The organism is Bradyrhizobium sp. USDA 3315 (assembly GCF_054056795.1).
Genome location: NZ_JBSRYP010000001.1, coordinates 6,619,769 through 6,633,397, shown reverse-complemented (window position 1 = coordinate 6,633,397; position 13,629 = coordinate 6,619,769). Strand labels below are relative to the sequence as shown.

The window sequence follows — 13,629 nt, the reverse complement described above, 5'->3', positions numbered from 1 at the left end:
TTCTCCCAAGCGCATTTCCGCGCCTGGGGCAGTTTTAGCCGGCCGGCAGTGTGACGCAAGGCACGGTGAAACCAATCCGCCCGTGGCACGAAACCATTTCCCGGAACTCACGAAACGATCCGGAAACAGATGGGCCTTACCAGTACCTGCCATAGACGGCGCACAGACGCCCGGAGGCGACCATGAACCACTCGATCCATTCAGCTGACCGCGCGACCCATCTCAAGATTGTGGTGGTTGCCCTTATTGCGGGGATCGGGATCGCGGCGCTCGGCATTTCGGCCCGGAACAACGCGGATTTCGCCCAGACTGCCCAGACCACCCAGGTCATCAAGGCCGGCAAACCGGTGGCGATCACCTCGTCGGGCACCTCGACGGTCCGCTAAAGATTTCTGCTGGCTTCCACAGGTAAGACGGCCGCCCTCGGGCGGCCTTTTTTGTTGGTCCTGATCGTCTCAAGCTCGGACCAGCATGGTGTGGCCTTTGCGAGCAAGTTCGGCTACGGCGACTGCAGGACCATCGAGACCGGGGCGCGCGCCATAGGCGTGTGCAACGTCGCAACCCGGCTGAGTGCCGCGAATGACTGAGCCTCGCCTCGCCGGCGACGACACTGCGAAGCCACAGGATGCTTCCCGCCCCGACGGGTCGCCCCCTTTGCTCGGCCTCCCGGCATCGCTGCCGCTGGTGCTCGACCTCGACGGCACGCTGATCACGGGCGACCTGCTCTATCTCAGCTTCTTCTCGATCCTGCGCCGCAATCCGCTGATCGTCGTGTCATGCGCCGCCTGGCTGACGCGCGGCCGCGCGGCGCTGAAGCGCCGGCTCGCACAGCGCCAGCGCATCGACTGGAGCCGGATCGAACTGCACCAGGACGTCGTCGCATTGGCTGAGCGCGAGAACGCGGCCGGCCGCCGCATCGTGCTGGCAACCGCGGCCGACGCGCTGCTCGCACACAAGCTGGCGTCGCGTCTGCCTTGGATCGACCAGGTGCTTGCCTCCGACGGCGAACATAATCTCAAGGGCGCCAACAAGGCCGACCTGTTGCGGAAGACATTCCCCGGGGGCTTCATCTACGCCGGCGACAGCGCCTCCGACCTCGCGGTCTGGGCCCACGCCGCCGGCATCATCACCGTCAATGCCCGCGATGCCGTGCGCGCCGCCGCGGCAGGGCTCGGCAGGCCGACGCTGCATCTGCAGGGCCGCGCGGCCGCGGCGAAATCTTAACCGCGTCCTAATGCGGTTGTTCGATTGCAATCCGCTCCGCGACCCCAGTCTTAAAAGTTGTTCGGTTAAGGTCGGCGTCAACAGAGGCGCAGGCCACGATGAATTTGCAGCAGCAAGTAATTTCAACCGGCTTCAAGATCATCTGCACGGATTGCGGTAGCCTGGCGATCAAGGTCGCCGATCCGGCGCATGCGTCCGGCGACACCATCATCGAATGCCGCCGCTGCAACGCGGTGCGCGGCACGATGGCGGACCTGCACAATTTGGCGCGGCGCGGCCGCGACCTGTTCGAATTCTAACCGCGGCCCCGTCAATGCTGTCAGACCCGAAGGCGACTACGCAGAGCGACGTTCCCTTGGACACGGTCTGGTCGATCCTCGAAGCCGCCAACGAATTGGGCGACACCCACACGGTTGACGCCTGTCGCCGCATCATCGACGCCAATTTGCGCGGCGATGCGCCGGGACAATCCGACCTCAACGCGGTCGCCGCATTCTTTGCCTGATCAAGGCAAGGTGTTGCCGTTGTGTGAATTCAATAGGGCATCGCGGTGACGAATGGCCAGGCAGAAACATAACAACACAGACCGAGATATTGCTTAACTTGCTTCGTCCAGGGCCGACCGGCTAGCTGCCTGGCAGCTTTCGGATTCGGACGGACCGATGACATTGACGCGCGATGACCTGGTTGTCGGGATCGCCATCCCCGGGTTCTTCGTCCTCAGCGTCGCCTCGATGATCGCCTGCGGGCACGCATTTCCGGCGATGCATGTCTGGCGATCCGGCATCAACGCGCAAGCCGTCCTCGGCACCGCCATCATGGTCGCGTTCGTCCCGGCGTTCGTCGCGGTACGATTCAGCTTCGGTTATCTGGTCGGCTTCTCGCTGCTGTCAGCCGTGTTCGGCTTCGTCTGGCTCAGCTTCTTCAGCGCGTTCGACTATCCGCACGCCATCGCCCGCTGGGCCATGATCGCCGCGCTGGCCGCAGCGATGATCCCTCTGATGTTACAGAACATCCCGGTTTGGCGGCCCGATTTGTCCGAAGCGGCCGTCAAGCGCATCGCGGTTCTGCTACTGGCGTCGTGCCTTGCCGTGCTGATCGGCGACATCTCCTACGGGGCCAATCTTGGCGATCCCTATGGCGCAGCCCGCACCGCCGTGGTGCGGCCGGCCCTAATGAACTATCTCACCGGGATCATGATCGGCGCGGTCCTGCCCTACCTGTTCGCGCATTTCGCATCGCGCAGGCGGTGGATGCCGGCGGCCGGGGTGCTGCTGCTTGCGCTTTGCTTTTATCCCGTCGTCAACAACAAGACCGTCCTGTTGCTGCCGATCTGGCTGCCGTTTCTGTTCTGGCTGTACGGCCGGTTCGACCCGCGGCTGGCCACGGTGCTCGCATTTCTGATCCCGATGATCGTCGGCCTTTTGGCTTTCGCCATTCTCGTCGCCGACAAGACCTACATCGTGTTCAGCACCATCAATCTGCGCTTCGTCGCGATCCCGTCGCTCGCGCTCGATCAATACGCCGACTTCTTCGCGCACCGCGAGCACACCCGGTTCTGCCAGATCACCGTCCTGCGATACATGGCCGCCTGCCCGTACGGCGAGCTTGGCCCGACCCTCGGAGCGATTTATCAGGACGGCAATTTCAACGCGTCCTTCCTCGCCACCGAGGGCATCGCATCGGTCGGTCTTGCGCTCGCCCCGGTGTCGGCTTTCGTCTGTGGTCTGATCCTGTCAGTGGGATCGATGGTCTCAAAGCACCTGTCGCCGCGCTTCATCGCGGTTTCGTCGGGCATCGCAGTTCAGGCGATCATGAACGTGCCGCTCACGACAGGCCTGCTGTCGAACGGGATAGCACTGCTGTTCCTGCTGTGGTGGCTGACGCCCGAACAGCGCGTGGCATTATCGGTCAGGCCCGAGCAGGCCGCTCAACCGGTCAGCGTTGTCGGCCTCGCGGCGTCCTGAGCTGTCGCGGCAGTCGCCAGGTGCAGTGAACAGGAGGGAGGCAACTCGTTATGGCACCGGTCCACAGGGACCAATGGTTTCGGGCCAAACACGCTGCTAAGTCATTGAAATGAATGGCGCGAGAGACGGGACTCGAACCCGCGGCCTCCGCCGTGACAGGGCGGCGCTCTAACCAACTGAGCTACTCCCGCGGATGCCGATCGTCGGATTGATCCGCGCAGGACCGAGGGCATAAAGGCCCGCATCCGGTTAGTCAAGGACGTTGCGGATCCCTGCACAGCGTCGGCATTTTCGCGGCGCGTACGCGGGTTGTCGCCTGTTTTCAGGGGAAACGGCGTAGTCAGCGAAGCCCCGAATCAAATAAGGCCTGATACGTCTGGGTTTCCTGTGGCCGGCCCGGCGCTGCCCGTTCCCGGAACCGGCGGTTTTCAGGACTTTTCCGGACGCATTTTCCCGACGCGAACGGCGCGCCATTCGCGTGAAAAGCAGCAATCCAGCCATTCAGCAACGAGGAGGGCCAGACATGGCGAAGAAAGCAGCGACACCGGCGACGATCACGCTGAAGCATTTGGCGGCGGCCATCGCCGAGGAGCAGGAGCTGTCCAAGAAGCAGGCCGAGGCGATCCTGACCGATATGGTCACCAGGATCACCAAGCACCTCAAGAAGGGCGAGCGCATCAGGATCGTTGGCCTCGGCATCCTCCAGGTCCGCAAGCGCGCCGCCCGCATGGGCCGCAACCCCGCGACTGGCGAACAGATCCATATCAAGGCCAGCAAGAAGGTCGCCTTCCGCGCCGCCAAGGAGCTGAAGGAAGCCGTCTAGCGCCTACTCTCTCCGTTAAGACAAAGCGCCATTCCGGCTCGTGACGCGGCCCCGGAGTGGCGCTTTTCTGTTATAGGATTGTCCTTCGAAACTCGCCTTGACGCGGTTTGCTCGCGCGAACCAACTTCGCCAAAGCGCATTGTTCCTTTCTCCAGTTTTTTGCGCGGTTTTCATGCTGGCACCGGCTCTCGACTTCAAACACACCGTCACCGAGCGCTTCCTGCGCTATGTCGTGATCGACACCCAGTCCGATCCGGATTCACCCACCACGCCTTCCACCGAGAAGCAGAAGAATCTCGGGCGCCTGCTGGTCGCCGAGCTGCAGGCGATGGGGATATCCGACGCGCATCTTGATCCGCACGGATACGTCTATGCGACGATCCCGGCCAACACCGACAAGACAGTGCCGGTGATCTGCTTCTGCTCGCACATGGACACCTCTCCCGACTGCACCGGCAAGAACGTCAAGCCGCAGGTCGTGAAGAACTATCGGGGCGGCGACATCGTGCTTCCCGCCGATGCCTCGCAGGTGATCCGCCCCGCCGAGCACGAAGCGCTAGCCGACCAGATCGGCAACGACATCATCACCACCGACGGCACCACCCTGCTCGGCGCCGACAACAAGGCGGGCCTTGCCGAGATCATGGGTGCCGCGCATTTCCTGATCACCAATCCGCAGGTCAAGCACGGCACCATCAAGATCCTGTTCACGCCGGACGAGGAGATCGGCCGCGGCGTCGACAAGGTCGACCTCAAGAAGCTGGGGGCCGATTTCGGCTACACCATGGATGGCGAGACCGCCGGCCATATCGAGGACGAGACCTTCTCGGCCGACGGCGCCAGCATCATCATCGAAGGCGTCGCGACCCATCCGGGCTTCGCCAAGGGCAAGATGGAGCACGCAATCAAGATCGCCGCCGCGATCGTCGATCGCCTGCCCAAGGACACCTGCTCGCCCGAGACCACCGAGGGCAAGGAGGGCTTCCTGCATCCGGTCGCGATCTCCGGCGCGCTGGAGAACGCGCGGATCGACTTCATCGTGCGCGATTTCACCGAGGCTGGCCTGAAGCAGAAGGAATCGCTGCTGGAAGACATCGTGAAGGACGTCATGAAGGGCTATCCGCGCTCGACTTACCGCATGGAGGTCAAGCAGCAGTACCGCAACATGAAGGATGTGATCGATCGCCACCCGCAGATCGTGGCCTATGCGATCGAGGCGATCGAGCGCGCCGGTCTCACGCCGGTGAAGACCTCGATCCGCGGCGGCACGGACGGCTCGCGGCTGTCCTTTATGGGACTGCCCTGCCCGAACATCTTCGCCGGCGAGCACGCGTTCCATTCGCGGCTCGAATGGGTCAGCCGGCAGGACATGGAGAAGGCCGTGCAGACCATCGTGCACCTGGCGATGATCTGGGAAGAGAAGGCCTGATCAGGCCCGCGCGGTCACGATCCAGATCGCGCCGGGCAGCAGCACCGCATCGCCCTTGACAAACGGCGCCAGCGCCTCGCGCATCGAGGCGATCGCCGCAGCGCGCACCTCATCAGGGTGCCCTTCCAGCGCGCGGCTGGCCGGCCCGATCTCGAGCGCGCCCTGGATCGCGGCATCGATGCCGCGCCCGGTCGCGACATCAAGCTCAACCCGGCACGGCTCCATGGCAATGCCGGAGAAGCCGGCTTCGCCCAGGATCCGCTTCACCCGGGCCTCGGAGGCGAACGCGAACGGGCCGGGATCCTCGGGCCCTAGCGGCGGCAGTTTCGGCACGTGCTTGTAGACGGCAGCAAGCGGCGTCATGAAGAACGGATTTTCACGCGGCTCCTGCCAGCAGGCGAAGGCGAGACGGCCGGTCGGCTTCATCGCCTTGCGCAGATTGGCGAACGACACCACGGGATCGGCAAAGAACATCACGCCAAAGCGCGAGGCCAACAGATCGAAGCTCTCGCTGACAAACGGATAGACGGTCGCATCGGCCAGCGCGAACTCGACCGGCAAACCCTGCGGCGCGCTCTGCCGCGCCCGCGTCAGCATCGGCTCCGAGACATCGACGCCGAGCACGTGGCCAGCGGGCGCGACCTTGGCCGCCAGCGCGAAGCTCGAGGCACCGCTGCCACAGCCGACATCGACGACGCGTTCGCCGGCTTTCGGCGCAGCGCGATCGATCAGGAGGTCGAGCACCGGTTGCAGCACGATGTCCTGCGCGGCCTGCCGTGTGGCCCAGCGCTGACCGCCCGGCCCGTTCCAGTATGCGATCTGATCGGCGTTTTGCGGGTGGCCTGCGTTCATGCGATCCAAACCTTCTCAGGAACCTTCTGTCGTCTCACGTTTGGGTATGCTCTTTCGGAAAACCGCTTCGCACTTTTCCGGATCTTGCCCTAGCAAGTCTCGCGCGTCGCGGCGCGCAGCATCGGCATCAGCTGATAGGTGAATCCGGCATCCGCCTTGGTGACGGGATCGTTGGCGACGATCTCCTGCGGATCGGCGTCGTCGGGCAGTTGCAGCACGCCGAGGCCCCAGACGCCGGCCGGATCGGCGACCGGTCCGAACACCAGCGCCTTGCCGGCCTGCAGCAGTTCGCCGCAATAGGCGACGTGCGCCTGCATGATGGCGGCTTCCTGCGACGTCATGTCCTGCGGAAAGGTCGGGCGCGGTCCGGTCAATTTGCAGACGTAGTATTTCATCGACCTGATCCGCGCTCGGAGATTATTTGGCGGCTGCGCTCGTGGGCTTGGCCGGCTTCGGCTTCGCGGCATTCGCCTTGGGCGCGCCCTGCCCGTCACTGCGCGCGATGCCCCAGGGATCGGTCGGCTTCTGATCCGGCACACCGCTGAGCGCACGCTGATAGGCTCGCTGCTGGCGCGCCTCGTTGGCCGCATCGGCCGGCGACTTCTCGACCTCTTCGCGATAGCGCTGAACGTGATCCGACTGTGCGAATGCGGGTCCGGCAATCATGGTGAGAAGAAAAATCGCGGCGAGTTTGCGCATGCATCAAGTTCCCGGTTAGGCGGACAGAATAGCATCGCTGCAGCGTCGGCATCAAATCTGAGCGCGTGACTTTCGGCACCTTTCGCACCATCGGGGATCGAATGACATTCGGCACGCCAGCGCGGAGCAAGCGCGGTCCCGGCCACCCCATGAGACTAACTACCCCACGGCCGGGATCGCGCCCTCTCCGCGCGTTCACCGAGAGCCGTGCAATGGCCTTGCTCCGTAGGGCTCATCAACCAGAGGCCGCTTTGCAGCTCGTGAAACACCGCGCCACCGTCATCCTGCGCGAGCATGTGCAAGCGGAGGCCGAGCTGGTCGGACGAGCCGCGGTTCTCACCGATGGAACCGCAGGGACCGTCGAGGGCGTGTTTCTGGACGAATCTCATGGGTTGCGCATCTCGATCAAGGGCCACATCGGGAAGTGGCCGATCGCGACCATCAGGATGCTTCAGCCATAGGGCTGGATCCAAAACGGGGAAGCACGCCCGCACATTCAGGCAGCCGGTCCGCCTGCGCTCTTCGAGCTTCGGTGCGACAGCCTTCGCCCTGCGAACCGAACAAGCGGATGAATTCGTGCTCAAAGGCTGGTAGGCGGCGAGAGATTCGAACTCCCGACCCTCTCGGTGTAAACGAGATGCTCTAACCAGCTGAGCTAGCCGCCCTTACCTGCGCGCCTCTTTAGCCTCGCCTGCCCCCGAGGCGCAAGGCCGCAACACCTCAATCCGTCAGCTCCAGTCCTTGGGGTGCGCTGGCAATTCCTTGAGATCATTGATCCATGGCGCAGCGGAGCGGCACCAGACCTGGCGTCGCGGGGTCAATTGGCCGCGCTGGCGAATGCTGCCCCAGCGGATGCCCCAGTCGTCGGGCCCGCCGTCCTCGCCGCTCGTAAACAGCGGCGAACCGCAATCGCCGCAAAAGTGCTGGAAGCGGATTCGGCCGTTGTCGCCCCGCTTGCCGTAGACCTTCGGCGCACCTCCGGTCAGCCGCACCTGTTCGGCGTCGCAGATCACCGTGACGCGGTAGGGCGAGCCGGTCAGCGCCTGGCAGTCCGTGCAATGGCAGATCGAGACCCGTTCCGGGTCGATCTCGGCCTGATAGGTGATAGCCCCGCAATGGCATTGCCCGTCGATACGCATGTAGCGCTCTCCAATTCCGTCAAACCAAGCAACCGCCGTGGGCGCGGTTCCATCGTCCAGGGCCCTGGCTCTCGGCCCACCTCCCTTAACGGAGCAACGTGGTATCCCATAGCCGCCTTGTTTGGGATACCAAATCGGGATACGAAAGCCGCCTGATGGAGATTCCGCGCCCGCCAACGAGCGGCCAAAGGACGGCGCCATGTCGCAGATGCTTCAGATCCATGACCAGCTCCGGGAGATGATCCTGTCGCTCGACCTGGGCCCCGGCGAGCGGCTGACCGAGCGCTGGCTGGAGAGCCGGTTCGAGGGATCGCGCACGCCGATCCGTGCCGCGCTGGTCCGGCTCGAAGGCGAAGAGCTGGTGCGCCGCGACGGCCGCAACTGGATCGTCGCACCGATCGACCTCGGTGAGCTGGAGGCGCTGGCCGAGTTCCGGATTCCGCTGGAGACGACGGCGGTGCGCCTCGCCTGCGCGCGGGCGAGCGCAGCCGATATCGCCGGCGTCGAGGAGATGCTGGATGCCTGCCAGTCCGGCGCGCCGCGCGAGGAATGGCATCGGGTCGGCACCGATTTCCATGTCGAGATCGCGCGGCTCTCCGGCAATCCCTTCATCGTCAAGGCGATCGCGGGCGCCATGACGAGGCTGTCGCGGGCGCGCTGGCTGGAAGTGTGGACCGAGCCCTCGCGTGAGCAGGCCTGGCGCGAGCACCGGCGCATCCTCGGCTTCATCAAGGCCAACGATCCGGAGGCCGCCGCGCGCGAGGCCGCCGACCACATCACCGATACCCGTGATCGCCTGCTGCGTTCGCTGAACGAGGATCGCCGCGGCCTGCGGGCGCGCGGCTTCGCCGTGATCGGGCTGCGCTGACATGAACATCGAAGTCGATCGCGAAGCCCTGCTCGACGCGGGCCCCTGGAAACGCAATTTGATCGTCTGCGTGTTCGGCTCCTTCACGACAATCGTGGGGATGACGCTGCTGCTGCCGTTCCTGCCGCTCTATGTCGAGCAGCTCGGCGTGACCGATCATGCCGCGATCGTGCAATGGTCGGGCTTCGCCTATGGCGCGACCTTCTTCAGCGCGGCGCTGACGGCGCCGCTGTGGGGACGGCTCGCCGATCGCTACGGCCGCAAGCTGATGCTGATCCGCGCCAGCCTCGGCATGGCGATCGCGATGTCGCTGATCGGCATGGCGCACAACGTCTATGAGCTGGTCGGCCTGCGGCTGCTGACCGGCCTGCTCGGCGGCTACGCGTCGGGTTCGACCGTGCTGGTCGCGGCGCAGACGCCGAAAGCGCGATCCGGCTGGGCGATCGGCGTGCTGTCGGCCGGCATCATGGCCGGCAGCCTGGTCGGTCCCTTGATCGGCGGCGTGCTGCCGGGGCTGATCGGCATCCGCGCGACATTCTTCCTGATCGGCGGCGTCATCTTCTTCACCTTCCTCGGCACGACGTTCCTGATCCGCGAGGAAGCACGCCCGAAGACCGCGAAAGGCGGCAAGGCGCGCGGCGGCTGGTCGCTGGTTCCGGACAAGCGCCCTGTCGTCGCGATGTGGGGAACGGGCCTGCTGCTGATGGTCGCCAACATGTCGATCGAGCCGATCATCACGGTCTATGTCGCGCAACTGGTCGAGGCACCGCAGGTGACGTTCGTCGCCGGCCTCGTGATGTCGGCGGCAGCCTTCGGCAGCCTCTTGTCGTCCTCGCATCTCGGCAAGCTGGCCGATCGGGTCGGCCACTGGCGGATCATCACCATCTGCCTTGCTGCCTCCGCGCTGCTGTTGATCCCGCAGGCCTTTGTGGTCAGCGGCTGGCAGTTGATCCTGCTGCGCTTCCTGATGGGGCTCGCGCTCGGCGGCCTCCTGCCCTGCATCGCGAGCGTGATCCGGCACAACGTGCCTGATGCGGTCACCGGCAGCATGCTCGGCTATTCGATCTCGGCGCAATATGCCGGCCAGGTGATCGGCCCGCTCGCCGGCGGCTTCATCGGCGGACATATCGGCATGGCCGCGGTGTTCCTCGGCACCAGCGTGCTGATGGCGCTCGGCGCGATCGGCAACTTCGTCGTCGAGAGGAAAGACTAGTTCCGGCGCCGGCGTACCCACGTCGACAACTCGATCGTTCCGTACCGCAACGACGAAAAAGCCCGTCGGGGTGTCGGAACGCGCGCCATTCGTTCGTCCTTTTGCCTGTGAAGCCAGCAAATGGAGATACCCAATGGCCGACCTGACGCTGACCACCTTCGATTGGGTTCCGGAGATGCCGCGGGGATTTGTGCGCGACCTCCGCGTGCGCTGGGCACTGGAAGAGGCGCGCTTGCCGTATCGCGTTGCGAGCGTGCCATTTCGCGATCGGAGCGCCGAGCACTTCGCGCACCAGCCGTTCGGCCAGGTGCCGTGGCTGACCGACGGCGACATCTCGATCTTCGAGAGCGGCGCGATCCTGCTGCATCTCGGCGAGCGCAGCGACGCGCTGCTGCCGACCGATCCGCACCAACGCAACGAGGCTTTGAAATGGCTGTTCGCAGCGCTCAACTCGGTCGAGATGGCGAGCCTGCCCTGGTCGCTCCTGGTATTCTCGGGCGAGAGCGGCGGCACGTCGGCATGGACACGCTTCGACGGCTTCCTGCAATCCCGGCTCAGGCACATGGAGCCGGTGCTCGCGGGCCGCAAATGGCTGGCCGGGCCGTTCTCCGTCGCCGACGTTCTCATGGCGGATGTGCTGCGCCTGGTCGACCGCTTCGACGGACTGGCGGAATATCCCGCGTGTCGCGACTACGTCGCGCGCGCCACGGCCCGGCCGGCTTTCGCAAAAGCGCATGCCGATCAGATGGCGCACTTTGCCGCCGCGGACAGAGCCGCAGCCTTCCCGACCTGATCGCGAACAGCGAAAACAAAAACGGCGCCCGAAGGCGCCGTTTTCTTATGTCGATCGCAGCTCGCTTCAGTGCGCCGTCAGGCCGCCGGACGCTTCATCGGAAGCATCGGGCTTGACGTCGACCTTGCTGGTCTCCTCTTCCCAGACGATCGGCGCGGGCACGCGGACCAGCGCCTTGGCGACGACCTCATCCAGCCGCGAGACCGGAATGATGTCCATGCCGCCCTTGATCGCATCGGAAATCTCCGTGAGATCCTTGGCGTTGTCCTCCGGGATCAGCACCGTCTTGATGCCGCCGCGGGCGGCGGCCAGGAGCTTCTCCTTCAGACCGCCGATCGGCAGCACGCGACCACGCAGCGTGATCTCGCCGGTCATCGCGACATCGTGGCGGACCGGAATGCCGGTCATGACCGAGATGATCGCGGTGGCCATCGCAACACCGGCAGACGGACCGTCCTTCGGCGTTGCGCCCTCCGGCACGTGAACGTGGATGTCGCGGCGGTCGAACATCGGCGGTTCGATGCCGTAGACGATCGCCCGCGAGCGGACGTAGGACGCCGCCGCCGAGATCGACTCCTTCATCACATCGCGCAGATTGCCCGTGACGGTCATCTTGCCCTTGCCGGGCATCATGACGCCTTCAATGGTGAGCAACTCGCCGCCGACATCGGTCCAGGCCAGACCGGTGACGATACCGACCTGATCCTCGTCGTCGATCTCGCCGAAGCGATACTTCGGAACGCCGAGGAACTCTTCGATGTTCGCCTCGGTGACCTTCACCGACTTCTTCTTGGAGATCATCAGCTCCTTCACCGCCTTGCGGGCGAGTGTGGAGAGCTCACGCTCCAGGTTACGCACGCCCGCTTCGCGGGTGTAGCGGCGGATCATCAAGAGCAAGGCCGCGTCGTCGATCGACCATTCCTTGGAGTCCAGACCGTGCTTGGAGAGCGCGCTCGGGATCAGATGCTTGCGCGCGATCTCGACCTTCTCGTTCTCCGTGTAGCCGGCGATCCGGATGATCTCCATGCGGTCCATCAGCGGGCCGGGAATATTCAGCGTATTCGCGGTCGTGATGAACATCACGTTGGACAGGTCGTAGTCGACCTCCAGGTAGTGGTCGTTGAAGGTCGAGTTCTGCTCGGGGTCCAAGACCTCAAGCAGCGCCGACGACGGATCGCCGCGGAAATCGGCGCCCATCTTGTCGATCTCGTCCAGCAGGAACAGCGGGTTCGAGGTCTTCGCCTTGCGCATCGACTGGATGATCTTGCCGGGCATCGAGCCGATATAGGTGCGGCGGTGACCGCGGATCTCGGCCTCGTCACGCACGCCGCCGAGCGACACGCGCACGAATTCGCGCCCCGTGGCCTTCGCAATCGACTTGCCGAGCGAGGTCTTGCCGACGCCGGGAGGCCCGACCAGGCACAGGATCGGTCCGGTCAGCTTGTTGGCGCGCGACTGCACCGCGAGATACTCGACGATACGGTCCTTGACCTTCTCGAGTCCGTAGTGATCGGAGTCCAGCACCGCCTGCGCGGCCTCGAGGTCCTTCTTGACCTTGGACTTCTTGCCCCACGGGATCGACAGCAGCCAATCCAGGTAGTTGCGCACGACGGTCGCTTCCGCCGACATCGGCGACATCTGGCGCAGCTTCTTCAGCTCGTGCTGGGCCTTCTCGCGTGCTTCCTTGGACAGCTTGGTCTTGGAGATCTTCTCCTCCAGATCGGCCAACTCGTCACGACCTTCGTCGTCGCCGAGCTCCTTCTGGATCGCCTTCATCTGCTCGTTCAGGTAATACTCGCGCTGGGTCTTCTCCATCTGGCGCTTGACGCGCGAGCGGATGCGCTTCTCGACCTGCAACACCGAGATCTCGCTTTCCATCAGGCCCAGCACCTTCTCCAGGCGCTGCGTGACGGACAACGTCTCCAGGATCGCTTGCCGGTCGGCAATCTTGACCGCGAGATGCGAAGCAACGGTATCGCCGAGCTTGGCGAAATCGGTGATCGCCTGAACCACGCCGACGACTTCGGCGGAGATCTTCTTGTTCAGCTTCACATAGCTTTCGAAGTCGGACACGACCGACCGCGCCAGCGCCTCGGCTTCGACCGAGTTGGCGTCAGTGTCGGCGAGCGCGACCGCGGTCGCCTCGTAATATTCGCTGCGGTCGGAATACTTCTCGACGCGCGCGCGCTCGAGGCCCTCGACCAGCACCTTCACGGTGCCGTCGGGCAGTTTCAGGAGCTGCAGGACGCTGGCGAGCGTACCGGTCTCGTAAATTGAATCGGGTGCCGGATCGTCATCGGACGCGTTCTTCTGCGTCGCGAGCATGATCAGCGCGTCGTTCTTCATCACCTCTTCGAGCGCGCGGATCGATTTCTCGCGGCCGACGAACAGCGGCACGATCATGTGCGGGAAGACGACGATGTCGCGGAGCGGCAGCACCGGATAGGAGTGGCTTTCGCCGTGGACGATCGTTGGCCGGGGTTTTGAGGTCGTCATGGCCTAATCCTTTTGTTGTGCCCCCTTGCACGCAGTCCGCCTGCTTGCGCAACCGCCACAAGGTGCCTTGGTGATGCGGAATGAGAATGCCGTCGGCAGCCGCTTATTCCGCATCGTGAAGCGACG

General features: G+C 64.4%; 16 protein-coding genes and 2 tRNA genes. 11 read left to right on the top strand and 7 right to left on the bottom strand.

The window, feature by feature from the left end; genetic code table 11:
- Positions 1–182 precede the first annotated feature (182 nt).
- From ACVIYL_RS31090 to ACVIYL_RS31070, 5 genes are all read left to right on the top strand, one after another.
- Positions 183–386 (top strand): hypothetical protein, encoded by a 204-nt coding sequence (locus ACVIYL_RS31090; protein ID WP_253608454.1) that lies wholly within the window; start codon positions 183–185, stop codon positions 384–386.
- A gap of 193 nt (positions 387–579) precedes the next feature.
- A complete protein-coding gene (locus tag ACVIYL_RS31085; protein WP_253608453.1) occupies positions 580–1,224 on the top strand; it encodes a haloacid dehalogenase-like hydrolase in 645 nt (214 codons plus the stop codon).
- A gap of 98 nt (positions 1,225–1,322) precedes the next feature.
- Positions 1,323–1,523 carry a hypothetical protein gene (locus tag ACVIYL_RS31080; RefSeq protein WP_253608452.1) on the top strand — a complete coding sequence of 67 codons (201 nt, stop codon included), beginning with the start codon at positions 1,323–1,325 and terminating at the stop codon, positions 1,521–1,523.
- A 56-nt stretch (positions 1,524–1,579) separates the two neighbouring features.
- Positions 1,580–1,729, top strand: a complete 150-nt coding sequence (locus ACVIYL_RS31075; RefSeq protein ID WP_456780447.1) for a hypothetical protein — start codon at positions 1,580–1,582, stop codon at positions 1,727–1,729.
- A gap of 157 nt (positions 1,730–1,886) precedes the next feature.
- Complete coding sequence (locus ACVIYL_RS31070) at positions 1,887–3,191, top strand: hypothetical protein (RefSeq protein WP_253608451.1); 1,305 nt, start codon at positions 1,887–1,889, stop codon at positions 3,189–3,191.
- Positions 3,192–3,305: 114 nt separating this feature from the next.
- Here the strand turns inward: ACVIYL_RS31070 and ACVIYL_RS31065 are convergent.
- Positions 3,306–3,382: transfer RNA gene (locus ACVIYL_RS31065), tRNA-Asp, on the bottom strand.
- Between the two features lie 308 nt (positions 3,383–3,690).
- Here ACVIYL_RS31065 and ACVIYL_RS31060 point away from each other — a divergent pair.
- Both ACVIYL_RS31060 and pepT read left to right on the top strand, forming a co-directional pair.
- On the top strand, positions 3,691–4,014 hold the full coding sequence (locus ACVIYL_RS31060; RefSeq protein ID WP_259171327.1) for an HU family DNA-binding protein: 324 nt from the start codon (positions 3,691–3,693) through the stop codon (positions 4,012–4,014).
- A 172-nt stretch (positions 4,015–4,186) separates the two neighbouring features.
- Positions 4,187–5,443 (top strand): peptidase T, encoded by a 1,257-nt coding sequence (gene pepT / locus ACVIYL_RS31055; protein WP_253608450.1) that lies wholly within the window; start codon positions 4,187–4,189, stop codon positions 5,441–5,443.
- Here pepT and ACVIYL_RS31050 read toward each other — a convergent pair whose 3' ends face one another.
- The 3 genes from ACVIYL_RS31050 to ACVIYL_RS31040 form a co-directional block, all read right to left on the bottom strand.
- Positions 5,444–6,295 carry a class I SAM-dependent methyltransferase gene (locus ACVIYL_RS31050; RefSeq protein WP_253608449.1) on the bottom strand — a complete coding sequence of 284 codons (852 nt, stop codon included), beginning with the start codon at positions 6,293–6,295 and terminating at the stop codon, positions 5,444–5,446.
- An 89-nt stretch (positions 6,296–6,384) separates the two neighbouring features.
- Positions 6,385–6,690 (bottom strand): YciI family protein, encoded by a 306-nt coding sequence (locus ACVIYL_RS31045; RefSeq protein WP_253608448.1) that lies wholly within the window; start codon positions 6,688–6,690, stop codon positions 6,385–6,387.
- Positions 6,691–6,712: 22 nt separating this feature from the next.
- Positions 6,713–6,994, bottom strand: coding sequence for a hypothetical protein (locus tag ACVIYL_RS31040; RefSeq protein WP_038385060.1), 282 nt, complete (start codon positions 6,992–6,994; stop codon positions 6,713–6,715).
- 251 nt (positions 6,995–7,245) lie between these two features.
- Here ACVIYL_RS31040 and ACVIYL_RS31035 point away from each other — a divergent pair, with 251 nt between their 5' ends.
- Positions 7,246–7,455, top strand: a complete 210-nt coding sequence (locus tag ACVIYL_RS31035) for a hypothetical protein (RefSeq protein WP_016847733.1) — start codon at positions 7,246–7,248, stop codon at positions 7,453–7,455.
- Positions 7,456–7,582: 127 nt separating this feature from the next.
- On the opposite strand, the gene ACVIYL_RS31030 is transcribed toward ACVIYL_RS31035, so the two are convergent.
- Together ACVIYL_RS31030 and ACVIYL_RS31025 are read right to left on the bottom strand one after the other, a co-directional pair.
- A tRNA-Val gene (locus tag ACVIYL_RS31030) sits at positions 7,583–7,659 on the bottom strand.
- Between the two features lie 63 nt (positions 7,660–7,722).
- Complete coding sequence (locus ACVIYL_RS31025; RefSeq protein WP_076825336.1) at positions 7,723–8,133, bottom strand: GFA family protein; 411 nt, start codon at positions 8,131–8,133, stop codon at positions 7,723–7,725.
- 199 nt (positions 8,134–8,332) lie between these two features.
- Here ACVIYL_RS31025 and ACVIYL_RS31020 point away from each other — a divergent pair, with 199 nt between their 5' ends.
- The 3 genes from ACVIYL_RS31020 to ACVIYL_RS31010 all read left to right on the top strand — a co-directional run bounded on the left by ACVIYL_RS31020 (position 8,333) and on the right by ACVIYL_RS31010 (position 11,007).
- Positions 8,333–9,001 carry a GntR family transcriptional regulator gene (locus tag ACVIYL_RS31020; protein WP_028340149.1) on the top strand — a complete coding sequence of 223 codons (669 nt, stop codon included), beginning with the start codon at positions 8,333–8,335 and terminating at the stop codon, positions 8,999–9,001.
- Between the two features lies 1 nt (position 9,002).
- On the top strand, positions 9,003–10,214 hold the full coding sequence (locus ACVIYL_RS31015; RefSeq protein ID WP_253608447.1) for an MFS transporter: 1,212 nt from the start codon (positions 9,003–9,005) through the stop codon (positions 10,212–10,214).
- Between the two features lie 133 nt (positions 10,215–10,347).
- Positions 10,348–11,007: a glutathione S-transferase family protein gene (locus ACVIYL_RS31010; protein ID WP_253608446.1), complete on the top strand. Its 660-nt coding sequence runs from the start codon at positions 10,348–10,350 to the stop codon at positions 11,005–11,007.
- A gap of 66 nt (positions 11,008–11,073) precedes the next feature.
- Here ACVIYL_RS31010 and lon read toward each other — a convergent pair whose 3' ends face one another.
- Positions 11,074–13,503 (bottom strand): endopeptidase La, encoded by a 2,430-nt coding sequence (lon, locus tag ACVIYL_RS31005; protein ID WP_028333951.1) that lies wholly within the window; start codon positions 13,501–13,503, stop codon positions 11,074–11,076.
- Positions 13,504–13,629: the final 126 nt, after the last annotated feature.

Excerpts from the sequence above, each read along its gene's own strand:
- ACVIYL_RS31090 (WP_253608454.1), top strand. The coding sequence starts at position 183 with ATGAACCACTCGATCCATTCAGCTGACCGCGCGACCCATCTCAAGATT.
- ACVIYL_RS31085 (WP_253608453.1), top strand. The coding sequence starts at position 580 with ATGACTGAGCCTCGCCTCGCCGGCGACGACACTGCGAAGCCACAGGAT.
- ACVIYL_RS31080 (WP_253608452.1), top strand. The coding sequence starts at position 1,323 with ATGAATTTGCAGCAGCAAGTAATTTCAACCGGCTTCAAGATCATCTGC.
- ACVIYL_RS31070 (WP_253608451.1), top strand. The coding sequence starts at position 1,887 with ATGACATTGACGCGCGATGACCTGGTTGTCGGGATCGCCATCCCCGGG.
- pepT (WP_253608450.1), top strand. The coding sequence starts at position 4,187 with ATGCTGGCACCGGCTCTCGACTTCAAACACACCGTCACCGAGCGCTTC.
- ACVIYL_RS31050 (WP_253608449.1), bottom strand. The coding sequence starts at position 6,295 with ATGAACGCAGGCCACCCGCAAAACGCCGATCAGATCGCATACTGGAAC.
- ACVIYL_RS31045 (WP_253608448.1), bottom strand. The coding sequence starts at position 6,690 with ATGAAATACTACGTCTGCAAATTGACCGGACCGCGCCCGACCTTTCCG.
- ACVIYL_RS31040 (WP_038385060.1), bottom strand. The coding sequence starts at position 6,994 with ATGCGCAAACTCGCCGCGATTTTTCTTCTCACCATGATTGCCGGACCC.
- ACVIYL_RS31025 (WP_076825336.1), bottom strand. The coding sequence starts at position 8,133 with ATGCGTATCGACGGGCAATGCCATTGCGGGGCTATCACCTATCAGGCC.
- ACVIYL_RS31020 (WP_028340149.1), top strand. The coding sequence starts at position 8,333 with ATGTCGCAGATGCTTCAGATCCATGACCAGCTCCGGGAGATGATCCTG.
- ACVIYL_RS31015 (WP_253608447.1), top strand. The coding sequence starts at position 9,003 with ATGAACATCGAAGTCGATCGCGAAGCCCTGCTCGACGCGGGCCCCTGG.
- ACVIYL_RS31010 (WP_253608446.1), top strand. The coding sequence starts at position 10,348 with ATGGCCGACCTGACGCTGACCACCTTCGATTGGGTTCCGGAGATGCCG.
- lon (WP_028333951.1), bottom strand. The coding sequence starts at position 13,503 with ATGACGACCTCAAAACCCCGGCCAACGATCGTCCACGGCGAAAGCCAC.